We start from the raw sequence: 18995 nt of genomic DNA on the forward strand, positions 1-18995 counted from the left end.
CCGCCGCACGACAAAGGAAAGGACCCATGTCCCTATCGCATCCCATATCAAGAGCGCTTCCGCTTGTCCTGGCGCTGGCCGGCGCAGGTCAGGGCGCCTGCGCGCAGGATTATCCGCTGACCATCCAGCATGCCTTCGGCACCACGATGATACCAGCGAAACCGGAACGGGTGGCCACCGTATCCTGGGCCAATCAGGAGGTGCCGCTGGCACTGGGGGTCGTGCCCGTCGGCTTTGCACGGGCGAACTTCGGAGATGTTGACGGCGATGGCCTGCTGCCTTGGGTCGACGCCCGCCTGAAGGAACTTGGCGCCGACGCGCCGCCCCTCTTCGACGAAGGCGACGGCATCGATTTCGAGGGGGTCGCCGCGGTTCAGCCCGACGTCATCCTCGCCGCCTATTCCGGTCTTTCGCAGGTGGACTACGATACGCTCAGCCAGATCGCGCCGGTGGTGGCCTATCCCGACCAGCCCTGGGCCACCGACTGGCGAGAGATGATCCGGCTGAACAGCGCGGGCCTTGGCATGGTGGATGCGGGCGAGGATCTGATCGTCGAACTGGATCGGACCATCGCGCAGGCCACAGCCAATCATCCGGAACTCGCGGGCAAGACGGCGATGTTCGTCACCCACCTCGACGCCCGAGACCTCAGCACGATTTCATTCTACACGGCAAACGATACACGCGTCCGCTTCTTCGCTGATCTGGGCCTCGCCTCTCCCGCCAGCGTGCAGGCGGCCTCCTCGGACGGACGGTTTTCCGCGCAGGTCAGCGCAGAGCGGATCGACGACTTCGCAGATGCGGATATCGTCGTGACCTACGGGACCGCCGCGCTGCGCGATGCCATGAAAGGCAATCCGCTCGCCTCCCGCATGGCGGCGGTGCAATCGGGGTCTGTCGTGCTTCTGGGCGACGACGCGCTTGGCACGGCGGCAAACCCCACGCCGCTGTCGATCAGCTGGCTACTGGACGACTACGTGGCATTGCTCGCCGACGCCGCCCGCAAGGCAGAATGACGGCGATCCTGCATATCCGACGGGTGGCGATCGGGCGCCCGGGCTGGCTCGCGCTGGCGCTGGCCGCCCTGTGCCTGACGGCCGTGCTGTCGGTGACGGTCGGCACGCGCGCGGTCGGTTGGGACGATATCGGCGCCGCGTTGACCGGCGGAACCGAGACCATCGGTCAGGCGGCCGTTGCCCTGCGCCTGCCGCGCACGGCGTTGGCGGCGCTGGCCGGCGCGGCGCTGGGTCTTGCGGGGGCGGTGATGCAGGGCGTCACGCGCAATCCGCTTGCCGATCCGGGGCTTCTGGGCGTGAACGCCGGTGCGGCGCTGGCCGTCGTCATCGCCATCGCATACTTCGGGATCGACACGCTCGGCGCCTACGTCTGGGCCGGCATCGGGGGTGCGGGTGCCGCATCCTGCTTCGTCTACGCGGTCGGATCGCTCGGCCGGGGCGGGGCAACCCCGCTGAAACTGACGCTGGCCGGGGCCGCAACCTCGATCGCGGCGGGGTCCTGTGTGACGGCGGTGATCCTTGGGCGGAACGACATCGCGGGGGCGGTGCAGTCCTGGCAGGTCGGCGGCGTCGGCGGTGCGACCTTCACCGGCGTCATTCCAATGCTGCCGTTCCTTCTGGTCGGACTGGTGGTCGGCCTGCTGTCGGCCCGACACCTGAACATGCTGGCCTTGGGTGACGAAACCGCCTCCGCCTTCGGCGTGCGCGTGCCTCTTGCCCGCGGCGCGGCACTGGTCAGCGCCGTTCTCCTTTGCGGTGTCACGACCGCGATCTGCGGGCCTATCGGTTTCGTCGGGCTGATCGTGCCGCATCTGTGCCGCCTGCTGGTGGGCGTCGATCACCGCTGGCTGCTGCCGCTGTCTGCAGTCACGGGGGCGGCCTTGCTGATCGCGGCAGACGTGCTGGGACGCGTCATCGCCCGCCCGGCAGAGGTCGACGTCGGCATCGTCACCGCCTTCATCGGCGCCCCCGTCTTCATCTGGATCGTCCGTCGGCGGCAGGTGCGCGACCTGTGATCGTCAGCCCGCCCCGAACACACGCCGACCTGATCCCGCAGCTGTCGCATCAGCGCCGAAGGCGAGAGCGGCGACGCCTGCAAATCGTGGCGGCGCTGGCCGCCCTGCTGATCGCGGGTGGCGTCCTGACCCTCATGGTCGGCCAGTCGACGACTCCGCTGCACGTCGTGCTGCGCGTCCTGAGCGGCGAGGATGTGCCGGGTGCGAGTTTCACCGTCGGCACGCTGCGCCTGCCGCGCATGACACTGGCGGTGCTTGCGGGCCTGTCCTTCGGTCTCGGCGGGGCCGCCTGCCAGACCCTGCTGCGCAATCCGCTGGCGAGCCCCGACATCATCGGCATCACCGCCGGCAGCGGGGCGGCGGCGGTCCTTGGCATCGTCATGCTGCAATGGTCCGGTGCGGCGATATCCGTGCTTGCCATCGTGGGCGGGCTGGGGACGGCCCTGCTGATCCATGCCCTCGCGTGGCGCGACGGGCTGTCCGGCGCCCGCCTGATCCTGATCGGCATCGGCATCGCCGCCATGCTGAACAGCGTCACCGCCTACGTCCTGCTGCAGGCTCCGGCCTGGAGCCTGCAAGAGGCCCTGCGCTGGCTAACCGGCAGCGTGAACGGTGCGCGACTTGGGCAGGCCCTTCCCCTGCTGACGGCCCTGCTGACCTTCGGCAGTCTCCTTTTGGTGCGATCCCGCGACATTGACGCCCTGCGTCTCGGCGACGACAAGGCTGCAGCGCTAGGCGTGCGCTTGGGTGCGGTGCGGTTGCAGGTCATCATCGGCATCGTCGGACTGATCTCCACCGCCACGGCGGCGGTCGGACCGATCGCCTTCGTCTCCTTCCTCGCGGGACCCATAGCGGCCTGGATCGTCGGCCCGGGCCGCCCGGTGCTGGTGCCGGCTGCGCTGGTCGGGGCGGTGCTGGTGCTGGGCGGCGATTATGCAGGACAGTTCCTGCTGCCCAACCGCTACCCGGTCGGCGTGGTGACGGGCGCGCTGGGCGGTCCCTACCTTCTGTATCTCATCGTCCGGATGAACCGGACAGGACGTGTCGCATGACCGGATCTTCCCTTTCCGCCCGCAACCTGACCGCCGGCTACGGCGACCGGACCGTGCTTCAGTCCCTCGACCTGGATGTCGCCAAAGGCGGAATCACCGCCATCGTCGGGGCCAACGCCTGCGGCAAGTCCACGCTGCTGCGCACCATGTCGCGCCTGCTGGTCCCCGCGACCGGACAGGTCCTGCTCAACGGCAAGTCGATCCACCATACGCCGCCCCGCGCGCTAGCACAGCGGTTGGGCCTGCTGCCGCAGTCCCCGACCGCGCCGGACGGCATGACCGTGGCCGACCTCGTGTCGCGCGGTCGCCATCCGCATCATGGAATGCTGTCGCGCTGGACAGCCGCGGACGATGCCGCGGTCGCGCGCGCAATGACGGTAACCGGCACGGCCGATCTGGCAGAGCGCGAAATCGACGCCCTGTCCGGCGGGCAGCGGCAGCGGGTCTGGATCGCCATGGCACTGGCCCAGCAGACCGATGTGCTGCTGCTGGACGAGCCGACGACCTTCCTCGACATCGCGCACCAGATCGAGGTGCTGGATCTGCTGGTTGACCTCAACCGTGCCGACGGTACGACCATCGTCATGGTGCTGCACGACCTGAACCTCGCCGCGCGCTATGCGGACCGCATCCTGGCGCTGGCGCAGGGGCACCTGCATGCCGCCGGCACGCCAGAGGACGTCCTGACCAGCGACACGGTGCGCCATGTCTTCGGTCTGGCATGCCAGATCATCACCGACCCGGTGTCCGGAAAACCGATGATGCTGCCCCGCAGCCGTCACGACCGGACCGCACCGCGCGTCATGAAACCCCTTCGATCAGTTCCCACGAAAGCGAGCCCGACATGACCCTCCTCGACACGACCATCGCCGCCCTGCAGGATCTCATGGCGATCGGCGGCCCGGCGATCATCGTCATCGCGGCGCTCTCCGTCGCCACCCTCGCCATCATCCTGTGGAAGGTCTACCGCCTCGTCCGCCTCGGGGCCTGGGCCGGCGGCCGCACGCGACGGGCGGTGCAGCTGTGGCAGGATCATGACGATCGCGCGGCCGTTGCGTTGCTGCAATCCTCCCGGTCCCTGCGTGCACGCGTCGCCCTGACCGCCATGCGCGCATCCTGCCACGATGATCGCGACGACGCCGCCGCGCGCGAGGAAACCGCCCGTGTCGCACGCGGATCGCTGGAGCAGGCGCGCAGCGGCCTGCGCGCGCTCGAACTCATCTCCACCATCGCACCCTTGCTGGGACTGCTGGGCACGGTCCTTGGCATGATCGGCGCCTTTCAGGCGCTGCAACAGTCCGGCGTCCGCGCCGACCCGGCCGCACTGGCCGGCGGCATCTGGGAGGCTCTGCTGACAACAGCTGCAGGGATGGGCGTCGCCATCCCCGCGTCCGTGGCGTTGACCTGGTTCGAAAGCGTCGTCGACCGTCTGCGGTTCGACATGGAGGATACGGCGTCGCGGATCTTTCTGCGCAGACCTGATACCGCGGTCGCCGCGGCCGCCTGAATGTTCACCTTCGACACCCCCCGCCCGCGCCGCAAGCCAAGCCTCACGCCGATGATCGACGTGGTGTTCCTGCTGCTGGTGTTCTTCATGCTTGCCGCCCGTTTCGGGATGGACACGGCCCTGCCCCTGATCGCCGCCGGATCGGGAGAGGCCTATTCCGGCCCACCGCGTCTGGTCGACGTCGCCCCCGACGGTCTGGCGCTGAACGGCGTCTCCATGCCGCTCGATGCTTTGGTCGCACGACTGGACACGATGACCGAGGCCCCCACGGACATGATCGTCCTGCGGCCCGCGGCGGACACCGACCTGCAGCGCGCCGTCGATGTGATGCTGGCGATGAACGCGGCGGGCCATGCCCGCGTCGTGATGGTCGCGGCGCCATGACCTTCGACATGCCGCCCCGGCGCACACCGCCCGAAAGCATCGTGCCGATGATCAACGTCGTCTTCCTGCTGCTGATCTTCTTCCTGATGACGGCGCAGATCACGCCGCCCGAACCGGTAGAGGTCACGCCGCCCGTCGCCACCATGGACGACCCGAGCGACGGCGACCTGACGCTGTTCATCTCCGCCGACGGCACGCCGGCCTACGACACGGCACAGGGCGATGCGGCACTGGCGGCGCTCTTCGCGGCACAACCGGCCGCCTTGACCATCAAGGCCGACGCCGCGGTGCCCGCCTCGACGGTCGCCGCCCTGCTGCCCCGCCTTGCGGCGGCCGGCTTTGACGCCATTACACTCGTCACGGCAGCACCATGAGGCGCCCTGCCGAATGGCTGGTCTTCGGCTCCTTGGCTGTTGCGCTGCACCTCGGCGCGCTGGCGGCCTATCGCCAGGAACCGAAGGATGGGGCGACCTCCACCGGTGACGGGGGAGAGGCGATGGTATCCCTTGAAGCGGCCAGCGCCACAGTGATCGACATGGTCGCGGAATGGGACCGCCCGCCAGAGGTGACGGTCTCAGCCCCGCCATCCATGCCCGCGGCCCCGTCTGCCCCTCCGATGACGGCAGAGGCTCCGCCGATGGCGGCCCCACCGGACATGTCCACCCCCGACATCGCAAGCCCCGCCCTGCCGGTCGCACCTCAGGCCCCGCCGCCGGAACCCCTGCCGGAGGCCGTCACCGCCGCGCCGAGCTTTGCCCCGCAGGCGTCGCTGCGTCCCGTGAACCGGCCAGCGCGGCCAACGCCGCAGCCTGCGCGTCAGGCGCCCCCCGCACCCGCACCGCAGCAGGCGGCACCCCGTCCGGCTGCGCCGGCGCAACGCGCTGCGGGTCAGGGCAGTGGTGCTGCAGCCGGCACCGCAGGCACCAGCCCGGCGCCGACGGCCAGCGCGGCACAGGTCCAAAGCCTGATGGCCCGCTGGGGCGGCGAAATCAGATCCCGGATCGAACGGCGCAAGTCCTATCCCCGCGCCGCCGGCGGCGCCTCCGGCACCGTGCAGGTCGCGATCCGTGTGGGGGCGGACGGGCAACTTCGGGGCCTTGGCATTGCGGGATCCTCCGGCAACGCGGCCCTCGATCAGGCGGCCCTGACCGCGGTGCAGCGGGCGGGGCGGTTCCCCGCAGCGCCCGCCGGCATCGGCGGGGGGGCGCACAGCTTCACCCTGCCGATGGCCTTCAACCGTTAAAGCTGGCGCGTCCAGTAGTAGGAGATGTAGCTGCGGTCGCGGGTCAGCCCCAGCGCCTTGAAATGCGCCTTGGCCTGACGGATCGTCGCCTGTTCCGCAGCGATCCAGACGAATGTGTCCGGCAACAGGCTGTCCACGCGTCGCAGCCACGACCACAGGTCGCTGTCCGGTCCCCGCACGATCCAGTCAAGCGACATGCCGGACGGCATGGCCAGTGCCACGATGTCCGCCGGATCGCCCACCTCGATCACCGCGCGACCGCGCAGGTGCCGCGGAGCCTGCTCCAGAATGCTGCGGATCGCGGGCAAGGCCGTCTCGTCACCGGCGATGAGCAGGTCGTCCGTGACCGGATGGTCGCCGCTGCCTGGCCCCATGACCCCCACGACCTCTCCACCCACGAGGCTCTGCGCCCATGTCGTCGTGCGGCCGCCGTCGTGGATGAAAATGTCGAAGCTGAATGTGCCCTGCGCGGGATCGCGCGTGACGAAGGTATAGGGCGCCCGGTGCAGGGCATCGGCGTCTGCAGGCCAGACCGTGCGCATCCGGTCGTTCAGCATGGGCCAGACAGGGGCGCGGCCCCCCGGCGGCAACAACAGCGAAAAGTGCATCCCACCCACGCACAACGCCGCGACATCGTCGCACGCCATATGGACCCGGATGAAATGCGCACCGACCCGGTCCGTGCTCCGGACCGTTGCCAGATGAAAGTTTGGCGGACGATGACTGGCAGGCGCCGGACCGGTCCACGCCAGCCTGCCGCTAATGTCGGGCATGACGTGATCGAGCAGGTAGATGACGCTTTCCCGGGCCTGATGCAGCATCACCTCCGTCGGCGCCGTGATACGGACGTCAAAGCGGTCGTCTACGGCATGGATCGCCACACGGGCATCGCCCCGCATCAGGTCGAGGCCGTGGGGCCCGCGCGTGACCGGCAGCCCGTATTCGATCACGTGATCATGGATGTGGTTCAGCAACCGGGCGGGCAACGGACCATCGTGACGGGTCTCGGTCGTCAGGATCACCGGGGCCGATGCGGGATGAAAGGCAGATGTCATGGGATGATCCTCGAGCGTTGTCCTGACACCGTCATGCGGCGGCCAGCCGGGCGTAGTGGCCTTCGGCATGGATCAGGTCGGCATGGCGACCGGTCTCGACGATCCGCCCCTCGACCATCACGGCGATGCGGTCGGCATTGCGGATCGTGCCAAGGCGATGGGCGATCACCAGCGACGTGCGGCCGACCGACAGCGCTTCCAATGCCGCCTGAATCTGGCGCTCGGTCTCGGTGTCGAGGGCCGAGGTCGCCTCGTCCAGAATCAGGATCGGCGGGTTCTTCAGGAAAGCGCGCGCGATGGCGACGCGCTGCTTCTGACCACCCGACAGGGTCACACCGCGTTCGCCGACGATCGTATTAAGTCCCTCGGGAAGGCCCGCGATCATGGACGACAGCTGTGCCTGCGCCGCCGCCTGTCGGATGTCATCCTCGGTCGCGTCAAACCGACCGTAGGCGATGTTCTCGCGCAGGGTGCCACCGAAGAGGAAGACATCCTGACTGACGATGCCCACCTGCCGCCGCAGGCTTTGCAGCGTCATGTCGCGAATGTCGATGCCGTCGATCAGGATGCGCCCGGCCTGCGGGTCGTAGAACCGCGGCACCAGCGCCAGCAGCGACGTCTTGCCCGCACCCGACGGACCGACGAAGGCCAGCGTCTCGCCCGGCGCCACGGTGACAGAGATGTCCTGCAGCACCGCCCGGTCCGGCGCGTAGGCAAAGCCCACGCCGTCGAACGTGATCGACCCTTTCAGATCCGGCGCCGGCCGGGCGTCGGGACGGTCCGCGATATCCGGCGCCGTGGCCAGCAGATCGAGGTAGCGGCGGAATCCCGCGATGCCCCGCGGATAAAGCTCGATCACCGCGGCGATCTTGTCGATGGGACGAAAGAACACGCCGACCAGAAGCAGGAACGCGACGAAGCCGCCGGTCGTCAGATCGCCGCGGAGCACGAAGACCGCACCAGCGACCATGACCACGATCTGGATCATTCGCATCCCCATGTAGTTCAGCGAGGCAGAGGCCGCCATCGTGCGGTAGGCCAGCAGCTTGGTGTCGCGGTAGCGGGCATTGTCGCGGGCAAAAAGCTGCTTCTCGTGCTCCTCGTTGGCAAAGGCCTGCACGACGCGCATGCCGCCGACGTTCTCCTCCAGCCTTACGTTGAAATCGGCGACACGGGCATAGATCGCCTGCCACGCGCTGGTCATGCGGCCGCCGAAGATCGTGACGATCGCCACGCTGGCGGGCACGATGGCCGCGGTGATCAGGGCCAGATCGGTGTTGATCGTCATCATCAGCAGAAAGGCCCCGACGAAGGTCATCACCGCGATAAACAGATCTTCCGGTCCATGGTGCGCGACCTCTCCGATCTCCTCCAGATCACGGGTGACCCGGGCGACCAGCTTCCCGGTCCGCACCTTGTCGAAATAGGCGAAGGACAGCCGCTGCAGATGCTCGAACGCGCGGCGGCGCATCTCCGTCTCGATATTGATGCCCAGCTTGTGGCCCCAGTAGATGACCACGGCCATCAGGCCCGTATTGACCAGATAGACGGCCAGCAGGGCGACGGACACGAGGATCGTCAGCCACAGATCACCACGCGGCAGCAGCACGTCGATGAAGCCCTTGATTGCCAGCGGAAAGGCAAGCTCCAGCAATCCCGACAGCACGGCGCAGCCGAAATCGAGCCAGAACAGACCCGCCCAGGGGCGGTAGTAGGCATAGAACTGGCGCAACATCTGCGATCCGTCCTCGTCTGCGAGGACTGGATCGACCGCCCCGACACATGGCTTGAGGAACGCGCCATCCGCCACACGGCGACGCGTATCCCTGCCCAGCAGTATCAGACTATTATAGTCAGGAATAGCGCGGAAATCGCAGAAGCATCAAAAGATGCAGGAATATCCTCTGCCGCCCCGCCTCCGCGGTCGCTCTGCGCCTACCCCTCGTTCTCCGGAAAGAAGCAGGCCGCCGTATGCGCGCCTGTCCCCAGTTCCGGACGCTCTGCCCGGCACTTAGGCTGGGCCTTCCAGCAGCGCGGGGCAAAGGGGCAGCCGTCCGGCACGGACAGGGGCGAGGGCAATTCGCCTTCCAGCTTGATGCGTTTCTTGTCCTTGGTCGGATCCGCCTGCGGCGTCGCGGACAGCAGCGCCACGGTATAGGGATGCTTTGGCGCGGCGAACAGCGCGTCCTTCGGCCCCTTCTCGACCGCGCGACCCAGATACATCACGATCAGCTCGTCCGCCACGTGGCGCACGACGCCCAGATCGTGGCTGATGAACAGATAGGCCAGTTGCAGCCGGTCCTGTAGCCCCAGCAGCAGGTTCAGGATCGCACTCTGGATCGACAGGTCCAGCGCCGACACCGGCTCGTCCAGCACCAGCACCTTGGGGTCGAGCATCAGCGCGCGAGCGACCGCAATCCGCTGTCGCTGCCCGCCGGAAAACATATGCGGGTAGCGGTCGAAATGTTCGGGCCGCAAGCCCACGAGCTTGAGCATGTCGCGCGCCTTGGCTTCACGCTCCGCCTTCGGCATCGTCGTGTTGATGACCAGAGGTTCCATCAGGATGGTGCCGATGCGCTGGCGCGGGTTCAGTGATCCGTAGGGGTCTTGGAAGACGATCTGGACGTCCTTGCGCTGGTCGGCCCAGTTCTCCGGCAGCACGTCCTTGCCGTCGAGGGTCAGGGTGCCCTTCGTCGGCTCCTCGATCATCGCGACCATCCGCGCGAGGGTTGACTTGCCACAGCCGCTTTCGCCCACGACGGCCAGCGTCTTGCCGGGCACCACCTGAAAGTCGAGTCCGCCCACGGCCTTCAGGACGCGGGATTTCTTCAGGAAACCGCCGCTGACGTCGTAATGTCGTTCCAGCGCCTTGGCCTGCATCACCGGGGTATCGGTCATGATGCAATCCTTTCGTCGGTATTCAGCGGATAGAAACAGCGTGCATAACCCAGGTCCGGTCCAAGCACCGGCGGCGGCGTCGACTTGCACCGCGCATCGGCGAACTTGCACCGGGGCGAGAAGAGGCATCCCGCCGGCCGGTCGAACTGCCCCGGCACGACGCCGGGAATGGTCGGCAGCAGACGTTCCGTCGCCCGTTCCGGCAGCGCGTCCAGCAGCGCCGCCGTATAGGGGTGGTGCGGGGTCGAGAACAGGTCGACGACGGACTGTTCCTCGACCTTCTGACCCGCGTATTGCACGCTGACCCGCTCCGCCGTTTCGGCCACCACGCCCATGTCATGGGTGATCAGCACCAGCCCCATGCCGCTTTCGTCGCGCAGAAACGCCAACAGATCAAGGATCTGGGCCTGAATTGTCACGTCAAGCGCCGTCGTCGGCTCGTCCGCGATCAGCAGCTTGGGTTTGCAGGCGATGGCCATGGCGATCATCACACGCTGGTTCATGCCCCCCGACAGCTGGTGCGGAAAGGCCGACAGCCGCTTCTCCGGGTCGGGGATGCCCACCTGCTCGAACAGTTCGACCGCCCGGGCGTGACGCGCGCGCCGGTCCATGCCAAGGTGGAAGCGCAGTGCCTCCTTGATCTGCCAGCCGACGGTGAAACAGGGGTTCAGCGAAGACATCGGCTCCTGAAAGATCATCGCAAGATCCTTGCCGATGATGCGGCGGCGAGCGCGGTTGTCGATGCGCAGCAGGTCGTGGCCGTCGAAGGTGATCTCGTCCGCCGTGACCTTGGCGGTCCAGGGCAGCAGGCCCATCACCGCCAGCATGGACACCGACTTGCCCGACCCGCTTTCGCCGACGATGGCCAGGATTTCCCCGGTGTCGACGTCCTGATCGACGCTGTCGACGGCCCGGAACCGGCCCGATGCGGTGGCGAATTCGACGGTGAGGTTGCGGATGCGCAGCAATGCCATCAGCTCAGCTCCGTTTCAGTTTGGGGTCGAGGGCGTCGCGCAGGCCGTCCCCCATCAGGTTGATCGCAAGCACGGTCACGAGGATCGCGATGCCCGGAAAGGTGACGACCCACCAGGCGCGCAGGATGAACTCGCGCGCCTCGGCCAGCATGGTGCCCCATTCCGGCGTCGGCGGCTGCGCCCCCATGCCGAGGAAGCCGAGCGCCGCCGCGTCGAGGATCGCGGTCGAGAACGACAGCGCCGCCTGCACGATGATCGGCGCAAGGCAGTTCGGCAGCACGGTGACGAACATCAGCCGCCACAGCCCTGCCCCGGCCACCCGGGCCGAGGTGACGTAATCCTTCTGCCGTTCCGAGATCACGCTGGCCCGGGTCAGCCGGACGTAGTGCGGCTGCAGCACGATCGCGATGGCGATCATCGCGTTGATCAGCGACGGCCCGAGGATCGCGACCAGCACCAGCGCCAGCAGCAGCGACGGGAAGGCGAGGATGATGTCCATGATCCGCATGACGATCCCGTCGAGCCACTTTGGCGCGAAGCCCGCCAGCAAACCGATCAGGATGCCCCCCGTCGCGGCGACGGTGACGACCACGATGCCCACGAAGAACGAGAACCGCGCGCCGACGATCAGCCGCGACAGCATGTCCCGTCCCAGCGGATCGGTGCCCAGGATGAACCGCCAGTCGCCGCCCTCCTGCCAGACGGGCGGCACCAGCGTGTCGCTGCGGAACTGGGCAGTGGCGTCGTGCGGCGCGATCCACGGGCCGAAGACGGCGAGGATCGCGAAGACGACGAAGATCCACAACCCGATGACGGCGCCACGGTTCTCCCGGAAATAGAACCAGAACTCGCGCAGGCGGCCCGGGCGTTCGTGAACCATCTCGGCTTCGGCAGAGAGTGCTTCATCCATCTCAGCGCTTCCTGATCTTGGGGTTGATGACGCCGTAGAGCATGTCGACGGTCAGGTTGACGATCATCACCATGACGGCGATCAGCAGCAGACCGCCCTGCACCACCGGGTAGTCGCGGCGGAAGATGCTGTCGACCATCCACTTGCCGATGCCCGGCCAGCTGAAGATCGTCTCGGTCAGGATCGCGCCCGCCAGCAGCGTGCCGACCGACAGGCCGATGACGGTGATGACCGGGATCATGGCGTTGCGCAGGGCGTGGATGCCGTTGATACGCCCCGGCGACATGCCTTTGGAACGTGCGGTGCGGATGTAATCTTCGCCCAGCACCTCCAGCATGGCGGACCGGGTCTGGCGCGCGATGACGGCAAGGGGGATCGTGCCCAGCACGACGGTCGGCAGGATCAGGTGCAGCACGGCGGACTTGAACGCGCCGCTTTGACCCGATGCCAGACTGTCGATCAGCATGAAACCGGTGGCGTCGGGGAAGTAATACAGCAGGTCGATCCGGCCCGACACCGGGGTCCAGCCCAGATTGCCGGAAAAGACGATGATCAACAGCAGCGCCCACCAGAAGATCGGCATCGAATAGCCCACCAGCGCCGTCGACATCAGTGCCCGGTCAAAGAACTTGCCCCGGTTCACGGCGGCGATGACGCCCGCCGGCAGGCCAAGCAGCAGCGCAAAGATCATCGCGCAGATCGACAGTTCCAGCGTTGCGGGAAAAAGGGCGAAGAATTCGTCGAAGACGGGGCGTTTTGTCACAAAGGACGTGCCCAGATCCCCGTGCAGCACGCCGGTCAGGTAGTCCCAGAACTGGACGTAGATCGGCTGGTCGAACCCGTATTGCACCTTCAGTTCGGCATAGCGCTCTGCCGACACGCCGCGTTCGCCCGCCATGACGGTGATCGGATCGCCCGGCAGCGCCCGGATGAACCCGAAGGAAATCAGCGTCACCCCGATGAACGTCGGAATGAACGTCAGCAGCCGGCCAAGGACGTAGTTCAGCATGACAGCACCGTCAGGTCCTTCGGAAAATGGGTCAGCGTCTCGTATCCGTCCGCCGTGATCAGCACGTCATCCTCGATCCGGACGCCGAAATTGCCGATCTGATACAGGCCGGGTTCGTTCGTATAGACCGTTCCCTCCGGAAGAACCATGTGGTTGCCCCGCATGATGTAGGGTGCCTCGTGCACATCGCGGCCCAGACCGTGGCCCGTCTTGGTGCGGATGCGGTCGGCAAAGGGCGAAGCCTCCAGCACTGAAATCACGGCATCGTCGATCTGGTGGGCCGTGACACCGGCGCGGGTGACGTCCAGCCCCGCCAGATTGGCACGCAGGACGGTGTCGTAGACCGCCCGGCCTTCGTCGGTGACATGGTCCAGAAACACGGTGCGGGTAATGTCGGCACAAAAGCCGTCCTTGCGCGCGCCGAAGTCCAGCAGCAGCGCGTCGCCCGCCTTGACGGCATAGTCGTCGCGGGCATGGGCATGGGGTCGCGCCGAATTGTCGCCGGCGGCGACGATGGGCGGAAACGACAGGCCGTCGGCGCCTTCCTCGAACAGCATCTGCACAAGGGTCTGTTCGATCTGCTTTTCGGTCTGCCCCAGCCGGACGGTGTCCAGCGTCCGCGTCAGGGCGCGTTCGGAAATGTCGATGGCCCGCTGCAGGGCCGTCAGATCCTCGGTCGTCTTGATCATCCGCAGGGCGGAAATCTCGCGCTCGGCATCCACGATCCTCAGATCGGGCTGCGCCGCCAGCATCGCGTGATGCACGAAGACGCGCATCACCTGCCCCTCGACCGCGACAGAGGAGATGGCGAGGTGCCGCATCAAATCGTCAAAGGCCTTGGCATAGCCGTCCTGATCGCGCCAGTCGAAGATCGCGCCGTCGAAGCCGACCAGTTCCCAGCTGCCCAGTTCAAGGTTGGGCACCACCGCCGCGGCCGGACCCTTCGCCGGGATCATCAGCACCAGCGGGCGTTCATTGCCACCGAACCCGTGCCGCACGGCGCGCATGAAATTCGGCCCGGGGACCAGCGCCACGGCATCGACCCCCAGATCGGCGGCGACAGCGGCATAGTCCGCAAGGCGGTGAGCTAAGGATGGGGACATGTGGGGATTTTCCGTCTTTCAAACAGCAAGGGGCGGCACACGATGGTGCCGCCCCGGATGGTCAGGGCGACCGGTTACTCTTTCAGGCCGACGGCGTTGAAGATGTGACCGCCCAGCGGGTGCACGACATAGCCTTCGACCTCGGGACGCATGGTCATGTAGACGACCGAATGCGCGATCGTGTCCCAGGGGGCCTGATCCTTGAAGATCTGCTGCGCCTGTTCGTACAGCGGCGCACGCTCTTCCTGCGTCGGCAGGACCTTCGCCTCTTGGATCAGCTTGTCGAAGTCCTCGTTGCACCAGTTGGCGCGGTTCGAGTTGCCGACCGCATCGCAGCCCAGCAGCACGGCGAGGAAGTTGTCGGGATCACCGTTGTCGCCGGTCCAGCCCAGCAGCACGGCGCCGTCACGGTCGGCGGCCTTGGACCGTTCCAGATACTCGCCCCACTCGTAGGACACGATCTCCACATCGACGCCGACCTTGGACAGATCGTCCTGCATCAGTTCGGCCATGCGGCGGGCGTTCGGGTTGTAGGGACGCTGCACCGGCATCGCCCAGATCTTCATCGACAGGTCGGTGACGCCTTCCTCTTCCAGCATCGCCTTGGCGGCCTCGGGGTCATACTGATCGTCCTCGATCGCGTCGTTGTAGGACCACATCGTGGGCGGGATCGGGTTCTTGGCGATCTGGCCGGACCCTTGGAACACGACGTCGATGATCGACTGCTTGTCGATCGCCATGTTCAGCGCCTTGCGGACCTTGGCGTTGTCGAAGGGGGCCACGTTCGTGTTGTAGGCCAGATAGCCCACGTTCAGGCCTTCCTGCTCCATCACGACGACATCGTCGCTGTCCTTCATCGCCTGCACGTCCGCGGGGTTCGGGTAGGCCATGATGTGGCACTCGCCCGCCTGCACCTTCTGGTAGCGGACCGAGGCGTCGGGCGTGATCGCGAAGATCAGGCTCTCGACCTTGGCCTTGTCGCCGTAATACTCGTCATTGCGCAGATAGCGGATGACGGCGTCCTTCTGGTAGGCTTGGAACTTGAACGGTCCGGTGCCGATGGGCGCCTGGTTCAGCATTTCCGGCGTGCCGGCTTCCATCATCGCGTCGGCGTATTCCTTCGACACGATCGACGCGAAATCCATCGCCATGTTCGCGATGAAGGGCGCCTCGGGGCGGGTCAGGTTGAACTTGACGGTATAATCGTCGACCTTCTCGATGCTCTCGACCAGATCGGGCATCGACATGGACCCGTAGTATTCCCACGTGCCGCCAGAGTAGCTGTTGTAGGGGTTGTCCGGGTTGCCCTGACGATCGAAGGTAAAGATCACGTCGTCGGCGTTGAAATTGCGGGTCGGCGTGAACTGGTCGTTGGCGTGGAACTTGACGCCCTGACGCAGCTTGAACGTGACGGTCTTGCCGTCCTCGGAAACCTCCCAGCTTTCGGCCAGACCGGGCAGAACCTCTGTCGTGCCGACCTTGAATTCCGTCAGGTGGTCATAGATCGGGTGGCTGGACGCGTCGAAGGTCGTGCCGGCGGTATAGAGCGCCGGGTCGAACCCTTCGGGCGACCCTTCCGAGCAATAGACCAGCGACTGGGCAGAGGCAGAGACCCCCACCGTGGCCAGCAACAGGCCCGTTGCAACCGTTGATTTGAAGGACATTCATTTCTCCCGTTTGGTTTTGGTTATTCTTTGGTCCGGTTCATCCGACCTCGACGTGGAGTAACTTGGTCTGCACGAAAATGAAACCATTCTTGCCCCGCCATCGGTCCCCCCTTCTACACCGCACCCCCGCCGTGGCCAACCGCCTCCGCGCCAATGCCTCCCGCAAAATTCCTCGGTCTGGTGAAGCGCCGGACGCAGTCGCAATAGGCGGTCGGGACAGGCCGACCGACTAGCCGGCCACGCAGATCGTTCGGCGGGCCTTGCCATGAACGGCAATCAGATCCCACCAGCTTTCGAGGAAGGCATCCTCAAGCCGACTTGCCGAACGGATCGTCGCGCGCCGTTCGATGCCGCCCGATATGGCGCGTTCAAGCACACGACGGATATCATCGGTGGTCTGAAGCGCGACGACGGCGGCACCATGCGGGGCGTGATCCTGCAACCCGTCCACATCGGCGCAGATGACCGGGCGTCCGGCACTCAGGGCTTCGATGGCCACGAGGCCGTAGGCCTCCCAGCGGGAGGGCATGACCACGGCATCGACCTCCGCATAAGGGCGGGTCGGGTCGGCGGCGAAGCCCTTGAAATGGATGCGTGGATCACCGGCGGCCAGCGCGCGCAAGGATGCCTCCTCCTCCCCCTGACCGTAGACGTGCAAGGCGATGTCTGCCTGCGGCAAGGTGCGGAATGCCGTGACGAGGGCGTCGAATCCCTTCTGCCGATCAAGGCGCCCGATCGCGCCGAAGACCCGCACCGGGCCCGCACGGTCGGGGACGGCGCGAAGGGCCGACAGGTCCACGCAGGACGGAATGACAGCAACCTTGTCGGACCGGCACAGGCCGGCATTTCGGATCCAGACGGCCTGCCCCGCGCTCACCGCGACGATCCTGTCGAACAGCCCGAACCCAACGCGCAGCATCCTGCGGAAACGCCGGGGCCGGGCGACGTTATGCGCCACGAACCCTGCGGTATAGCTGTGTTCCACATGGATCATCGGAGTCATGGGATTGGCAACGCGTAACGCCGCCAGACCCGGCAACCCGCGCCAGTTCATCGTCAGATGAGAGACGATGATGTCGGCTTTCAACCGTTCGGGCCTGATTCGGCCACGCGCGACCTGCCGCGTGATGTGCCGGGCCTGATCCTGCAACGGGCCAGAGGTCACGAGGAAGTCGACGACACGCATGACACCGCCCGCGGTGGTGTCGTCGATCAGGTGCATCACGACGGGACGGCGGGTCACGGGCGCTGCGCCTTCAGCGGCAAAAAGGTCGCCATGACCGCCCGGCCGCCCAGCCGCAGCACAAGGGCGGCGATGACCGTGGTGACGGTCCTGACCGGCTCTTCGATCAGCGGCAGGCGGGACTGGCCCAGCGCCCGGACAGTCAACCGCCACGCGCGGTCGCCGTCGCAATCGCTGACCGCGCGGCGGGACAGGTAGCGCAACTGATAGGCACGGGCGACCGGGGTCAGGCGGGTCATCATCGCCGGGTCGAGGGGCGTCAGCTTGGCGATCATCGCCTCCCACGCGGCCAGCTGCCGGTCGGTTGCGGCGGACAGGCCACCGGCGCTAATGCGGTAGCGCGTCAGCAGGCCGGGCACGCCTTCGAACTGCCAGTTGGTCGTCAGGGCGATCCGCATCCAGCACTCGATGTCCTCCGACTGGCGGAAGGTCTCGTCGAAATACCAGTCGCGCACGGTCTCGAACGCCGGGCGATAGGCGATGGCGTCAAGCACCGCGCGGCGGATCACCGCCGCCGACCCGTTGCCGATCGGGTTGCGCTTGAGGATATGCGCGGCGTCGATGCCGGTCAGGCGCGGGCACTGCGCCTGCTTCAGCAGGGTGCCGGTATCGTCGATCAAGGCCGACCCGGCGTAGCTGATGCCCACGTGCGGCGCCGCATCCAGATGGCGGACATGAGCCTGCAGCTTCCATGGCTCCCACAGGTCGTCGGCATCGCAGAATCCGATCAGCTCCCCCGCGGCGGCGGCGATGCCGCTGTTGCGCGCCCCGGCAAGGCCCCTGTTGCGTTGCCGGACAAGGCGCACACGCGGGTCGCTCTGGAACGAGGCCGCGATGGCGGCGGTGGTGTCGCTGGACCCGTCGTCGACGACGACGATCTCGAAATCTTTGAAGGTCTGGGCAAGCAGGCTGGACAGGGTCTCTGCCAGGGTCCGGGCGCAATTGAAGGCGGGGACGACGATGGTGGCGCGGGGCATGGATGGTTTCCTTTTTGTCAGCGAGAGAAGAGGCGGCCCGTCAGGGCGGGTGGCATCAACAGCGCCGTGCAGGCCCCGATCAACGTCAGCAGCCCCCGGCGAGGGGTGGAAAAGAAGGCGGCCGGGCAAAAGATCAGGCCACGGGCCGCATAGCGAAGGGGATCGATCCGGCTTTGCCCAAGGCGCAGGGACCGGCGGGCGAGGTAGCGCTGATGCACCGCCTCTGCCGCCCGGTCCGGCGCATGGCCGAAACGCGCAGCGGTCTGCAGCGCGGTCCGGCGCCCCTGCGCCATGGCCTGCAGATCGGATGACAACCCGCCGGCGCTGGTGCGATACCACGTCTGGCACAGGTCGATGCCGACGATCCGGGCACCCCCGCCGACAAGGCGGATCAGCCATTCCAGATCCTCGTTGTGCACGATCCGGGCGTCGAACCCGCCGGAGGCGACGAAAAGCTCCCGCCGGACGGCGATGTTCGACATGGTGCAGACCGGGTTCTCTCCCAGCAGCCGGGGGATGGTCAGGGCTCCCTCCGGCACGGTGGAAAACGTGACCGCGTCCTCCGGCACATCGCGGAAGAAGGCGATCTGACCATAGACGGCATCCACCCCGGAATCGGTGAAGATCGTCGTCAGCTCGGCCAGCTTCGTCGGCGACCAGAGGTCGTCGGCATCGCAGAACGCGATGATCGTGCCGTGCGCAACAGTGGCGCCGTGATTGCGCGCGTCCGACGGCCCCTTGCCCGGATTGCGCACCAGCCGGATACGCGGATCGCACGCGGCATGTGCGCGGACGATGGCCACGGTGTCATCCGTCGACCCGTCGTCGACGCAGATCACCTCCCACGCCGGATGGGTCTGGCAGGTGATGCTGGCCAGCGTATCCCGGATGGTCGCGGCGGCATTGTAGCAGGGGATGACGACAGAGTATTGCGGCATGGA

Annotated in this window: 19 protein-coding genes; 8 read left to right on the forward strand and 11 right to left on the reverse strand. The window is 66.7% G+C overall.

Features of this window, described 5'->3' with window-relative positions; genetic code table 11:
* The first annotated feature begins 26 nt into the window (after positions 1 to 26).
* Genes BUA54_RS07555 through BUA54_RS07590 form a run of 8 tightly spaced genes read left to right on the forward strand, consistent with a single transcriptional unit; the run spans position 27 to position 6218 of the window.
* Positions 27 to 1016, forward strand: coding sequence for an iron-siderophore ABC transporter substrate-binding protein (locus BUA54_RS07555; protein ID WP_072856607.1), 990 nt, complete (start codon positions 27 to 29; stop codon positions 1014 to 1016).
* Positions 1013 to 2032 carry a FecCD family ABC transporter permease gene (locus tag BUA54_RS07560; RefSeq protein WP_084114198.1) on the forward strand — a complete coding sequence of 340 codons (1020 nt, stop codon included), beginning with the start codon at positions 1013 to 1015 and terminating at the stop codon, positions 2030 to 2032. The genes BUA54_RS07555 and BUA54_RS07560 overlap by 4 nt, the downstream gene beginning before the upstream one ends.
* On the forward strand, positions 2029 to 3084 hold the full coding sequence (locus tag BUA54_RS07565) for a FecCD family ABC transporter permease (RefSeq protein ID WP_084114200.1): 1056 nt from the start codon (positions 2029 to 2031) through the stop codon (positions 3082 to 3084). The genes BUA54_RS07560 and BUA54_RS07565 overlap by 4 nt, the downstream gene beginning before the upstream one ends.
* Positions 3081 to 3932 (forward strand): ABC transporter ATP-binding protein, encoded by an 852-nt coding sequence (locus tag BUA54_RS07570; protein WP_072856608.1) that lies wholly within the window; start codon positions 3081 to 3083, stop codon positions 3930 to 3932. The genes BUA54_RS07565 and BUA54_RS07570 overlap by 4 nt, the downstream gene beginning before the upstream one ends.
* Positions 3929 to 4591 carry a MotA/TolQ/ExbB proton channel family protein gene (locus tag BUA54_RS07575; protein ID WP_072856609.1) on the forward strand — a complete coding sequence of 221 codons (663 nt, stop codon included), beginning with the start codon at positions 3929 to 3931 and terminating at the stop codon, positions 4589 to 4591. Before BUA54_RS07570 ends, BUA54_RS07575 begins: the two co-directional genes overlap by 4 nt.
* Positions 4592 to 4975 carry an ExbD/TolR family protein gene (locus tag BUA54_RS07580; protein WP_072856610.1) on the forward strand — a complete coding sequence of 128 codons (384 nt, stop codon included), beginning with the start codon at positions 4592 to 4594 and terminating at the stop codon, positions 4973 to 4975.
* Positions 4972 to 5349 (forward strand): ExbD/TolR family protein, encoded by a 378-nt coding sequence (locus tag BUA54_RS07585; protein ID WP_072856611.1) that lies wholly within the window; start codon positions 4972 to 4974, stop codon positions 5347 to 5349. Before BUA54_RS07580 ends, BUA54_RS07585 begins: the two co-directional genes overlap by 4 nt.
* Entirely contained in the window at positions 5346 to 6218 is an 873-nt protein-coding gene (locus tag BUA54_RS07590) for an energy transducer TonB family protein (RefSeq protein WP_072856612.1), read from the forward strand. Before BUA54_RS07585 ends, BUA54_RS07590 begins: the two co-directional genes overlap by 4 nt.
* Here the strand turns inward: BUA54_RS07590 and BUA54_RS07595 are convergent.
* From BUA54_RS07595 to BUA54_RS07645, 11 genes are all read right to left on the reverse strand, one after another.
* Complete coding sequence (locus BUA54_RS07595) at positions 6215 to 7273, reverse strand: siderophore-interacting protein (protein WP_178352721.1); 1059 nt, start codon at positions 7271 to 7273, stop codon at positions 6215 to 6217. The genes BUA54_RS07590 and BUA54_RS07595 overlap by 4 nt on opposite strands.
* Positions 7274 to 7304: 31 nt before the next feature.
* Complete coding sequence (locus BUA54_RS07600; RefSeq protein WP_072856613.1) at positions 7305 to 9008, reverse strand: ABC transporter ATP-binding protein; 1704 nt, start codon at positions 9006 to 9008, stop codon at positions 7305 to 7307.
* 200 nt (positions 9009 to 9208) lie between these two features.
* Positions 9209 to 10171, reverse strand: a complete 963-nt coding sequence (locus BUA54_RS07605) for an ABC transporter ATP-binding protein (RefSeq protein WP_072856614.1) — start codon at positions 10169 to 10171, stop codon at positions 9209 to 9211.
* On the reverse strand, positions 10168 to 11145 hold the full coding sequence (locus BUA54_RS07610) for an ABC transporter ATP-binding protein (RefSeq protein ID WP_072856615.1): 978 nt from the start codon (positions 11143 to 11145) through the stop codon (positions 10168 to 10170). The genes BUA54_RS07605 and BUA54_RS07610 overlap by 4 nt, the downstream gene beginning before the upstream one ends.
* Positions 11146 to 11149: 4 nt before the next feature.
* Positions 11150 to 12055 (reverse strand): ABC transporter permease subunit, encoded by a 906-nt coding sequence (locus BUA54_RS07615; protein WP_072856616.1) that lies wholly within the window; start codon positions 12053 to 12055, stop codon positions 11150 to 11152.
* A 1-nt stretch (position 12056) separates the two neighbouring features.
* Entirely contained in the window at positions 12057 to 13064 is a 1008-nt protein-coding gene (locus BUA54_RS07620) for an ABC transporter permease subunit (protein WP_072856617.1), read from the reverse strand.
* The gene (locus BUA54_RS07625; RefSeq protein ID WP_072856618.1) at positions 13058 to 14167 is read right to left on the reverse strand and encodes a M24 family metallopeptidase; all 1110 of its coding nucleotides are present in this window, start codon (positions 14165 to 14167) and stop codon (positions 13058 to 13060) included. The genes BUA54_RS07620 and BUA54_RS07625 overlap by 7 nt, the downstream gene beginning before the upstream one ends.
* A gap of 74 nt (positions 14168 to 14241) precedes the next feature.
* Complete coding sequence (locus BUA54_RS07630) at positions 14242 to 15831, reverse strand: ABC transporter substrate-binding protein (RefSeq protein WP_072856619.1); 1590 nt, start codon at positions 15829 to 15831, stop codon at positions 14242 to 14244.
* 232 nt (positions 15832 to 16063) lie between these two features.
* Entirely contained in the window at positions 16064 to 17077 is a 1014-nt protein-coding gene (locus tag BUA54_RS07635; protein ID WP_072856620.1) for a glycosyltransferase family 4 protein, read from the reverse strand.
* On the reverse strand, positions 17074 to 18054 hold the full coding sequence (locus tag BUA54_RS07640) for a glycosyltransferase family 2 protein (RefSeq protein WP_072856621.1): 981 nt from the start codon (positions 18052 to 18054) through the stop codon (positions 17074 to 17076). The genes BUA54_RS07635 and BUA54_RS07640 overlap by 4 nt, the downstream gene beginning before the upstream one ends.
* Positions 18055 to 18071: 17 nt before the next feature.
* Positions 18072 to 18992, reverse strand: a complete 921-nt coding sequence (locus tag BUA54_RS07645) for a glycosyltransferase family 2 protein (RefSeq protein WP_072856622.1) — start codon at positions 18990 to 18992, stop codon at positions 18072 to 18074.
* Positions 18993 to 18995 lie beyond the last annotated feature (3 nt).

The organism is Loktanella atrilutea, from assembly GCF_900128995.1.
GTDB classification, from domain to species: Bacteria; Pseudomonadota; Alphaproteobacteria; order Rhodobacterales; family Rhodobacteraceae; genus Loktanella; species Loktanella atrilutea.

What these genes read in the sequence shown, in the direction of transcription:
- BUA54_RS07555 (WP_072856607.1), top strand. Translation starts at nt 27, where the DNA reads ATGTCCCTATCGCATCCCATATCAAGAGCGCTTCCGCTTGTCCTGGCG.
- BUA54_RS07560 (WP_084114198.1), top strand. Translation starts at nt 1,013, where the DNA reads ATGACGGCGATCCTGCATATCCGACGGGTGGCGATCGGGCGCCCGGGC.
- BUA54_RS07570 (WP_072856608.1), top strand. Translation starts at nt 3,081, where the DNA reads ATGACCGGATCTTCCCTTTCCGCCCGCAACCTGACCGCCGGCTACGGC.
- BUA54_RS07575 (WP_072856609.1), top strand. Translation starts at nt 3,929, where the DNA reads ATGACCCTCCTCGACACGACCATCGCCGCCCTGCAGGATCTCATGGCG.
- BUA54_RS07580 (WP_072856610.1), top strand. Translation starts at nt 4,592, where the DNA reads ATGTTCACCTTCGACACCCCCCGCCCGCGCCGCAAGCCAAGCCTCACG.
- BUA54_RS07585 (WP_072856611.1), top strand. Translation starts at nt 4,972, where the DNA reads ATGACCTTCGACATGCCGCCCCGGCGCACACCGCCCGAAAGCATCGTG.
- BUA54_RS07590 (WP_072856612.1), top strand. Translation starts at nt 5,346, where the DNA reads ATGAGGCGCCCTGCCGAATGGCTGGTCTTCGGCTCCTTGGCTGTTGCG.
- BUA54_RS07595 (WP_178352721.1), bottom strand. Translation starts at nt 7,273, where the DNA reads ATGACATCTGCCTTTCATCCCGCATCGGCCCCGGTGATCCTGACGACC.
- BUA54_RS07600 (WP_072856613.1), bottom strand. Translation starts at nt 9,008, where the DNA reads ATGTTGCGCCAGTTCTATGCCTACTACCGCCCCTGGGCGGGTCTGTTC.
- BUA54_RS07605 (WP_072856614.1), bottom strand. Translation starts at nt 10,171, where the DNA reads ATGACCGATACCCCGGTGATGCAGGCCAAGGCGCTGGAACGACATTAC.
- BUA54_RS07610 (WP_072856615.1), bottom strand. Translation starts at nt 11,145, where the DNA reads ATGGCATTGCTGCGCATCCGCAACCTCACCGTCGAATTCGCCACCGCA.
- BUA54_RS07615 (WP_072856616.1), bottom strand. Translation starts at nt 12,055, where the DNA reads ATGGATGAAGCACTCTCTGCCGAAGCCGAGATGGTTCACGAACGCCCG.
- BUA54_RS07620 (WP_072856617.1), bottom strand. Translation starts at nt 13,064, where the DNA reads ATGCTGAACTACGTCCTTGGCCGGCTGCTGACGTTCATTCCGACGTTC.
- BUA54_RS07625 (WP_072856618.1), bottom strand. Translation starts at nt 14,167, where the DNA reads ATGTCCCCATCCTTAGCTCACCGCCTTGCGGACTATGCCGCTGTCGCC.
- BUA54_RS07630 (WP_072856619.1), bottom strand. Translation starts at nt 15,831, where the DNA reads ATGTCCTTCAAATCAACGGTTGCAACGGGCCTGTTGCTGGCCACGGTG.
- BUA54_RS07640 (WP_072856621.1), bottom strand. Translation starts at nt 18,054, where the DNA reads ATGCCCCGCGCCACCATCGTCGTCCCCGCCTTCAATTGCGCCCGGACC.
- BUA54_RS07645 (WP_072856622.1), bottom strand. Translation starts at nt 18,992, where the DNA reads ATGCCGCAATACTCTGTCGTCATCCCCTGCTACAATGCCGCCGCGACC.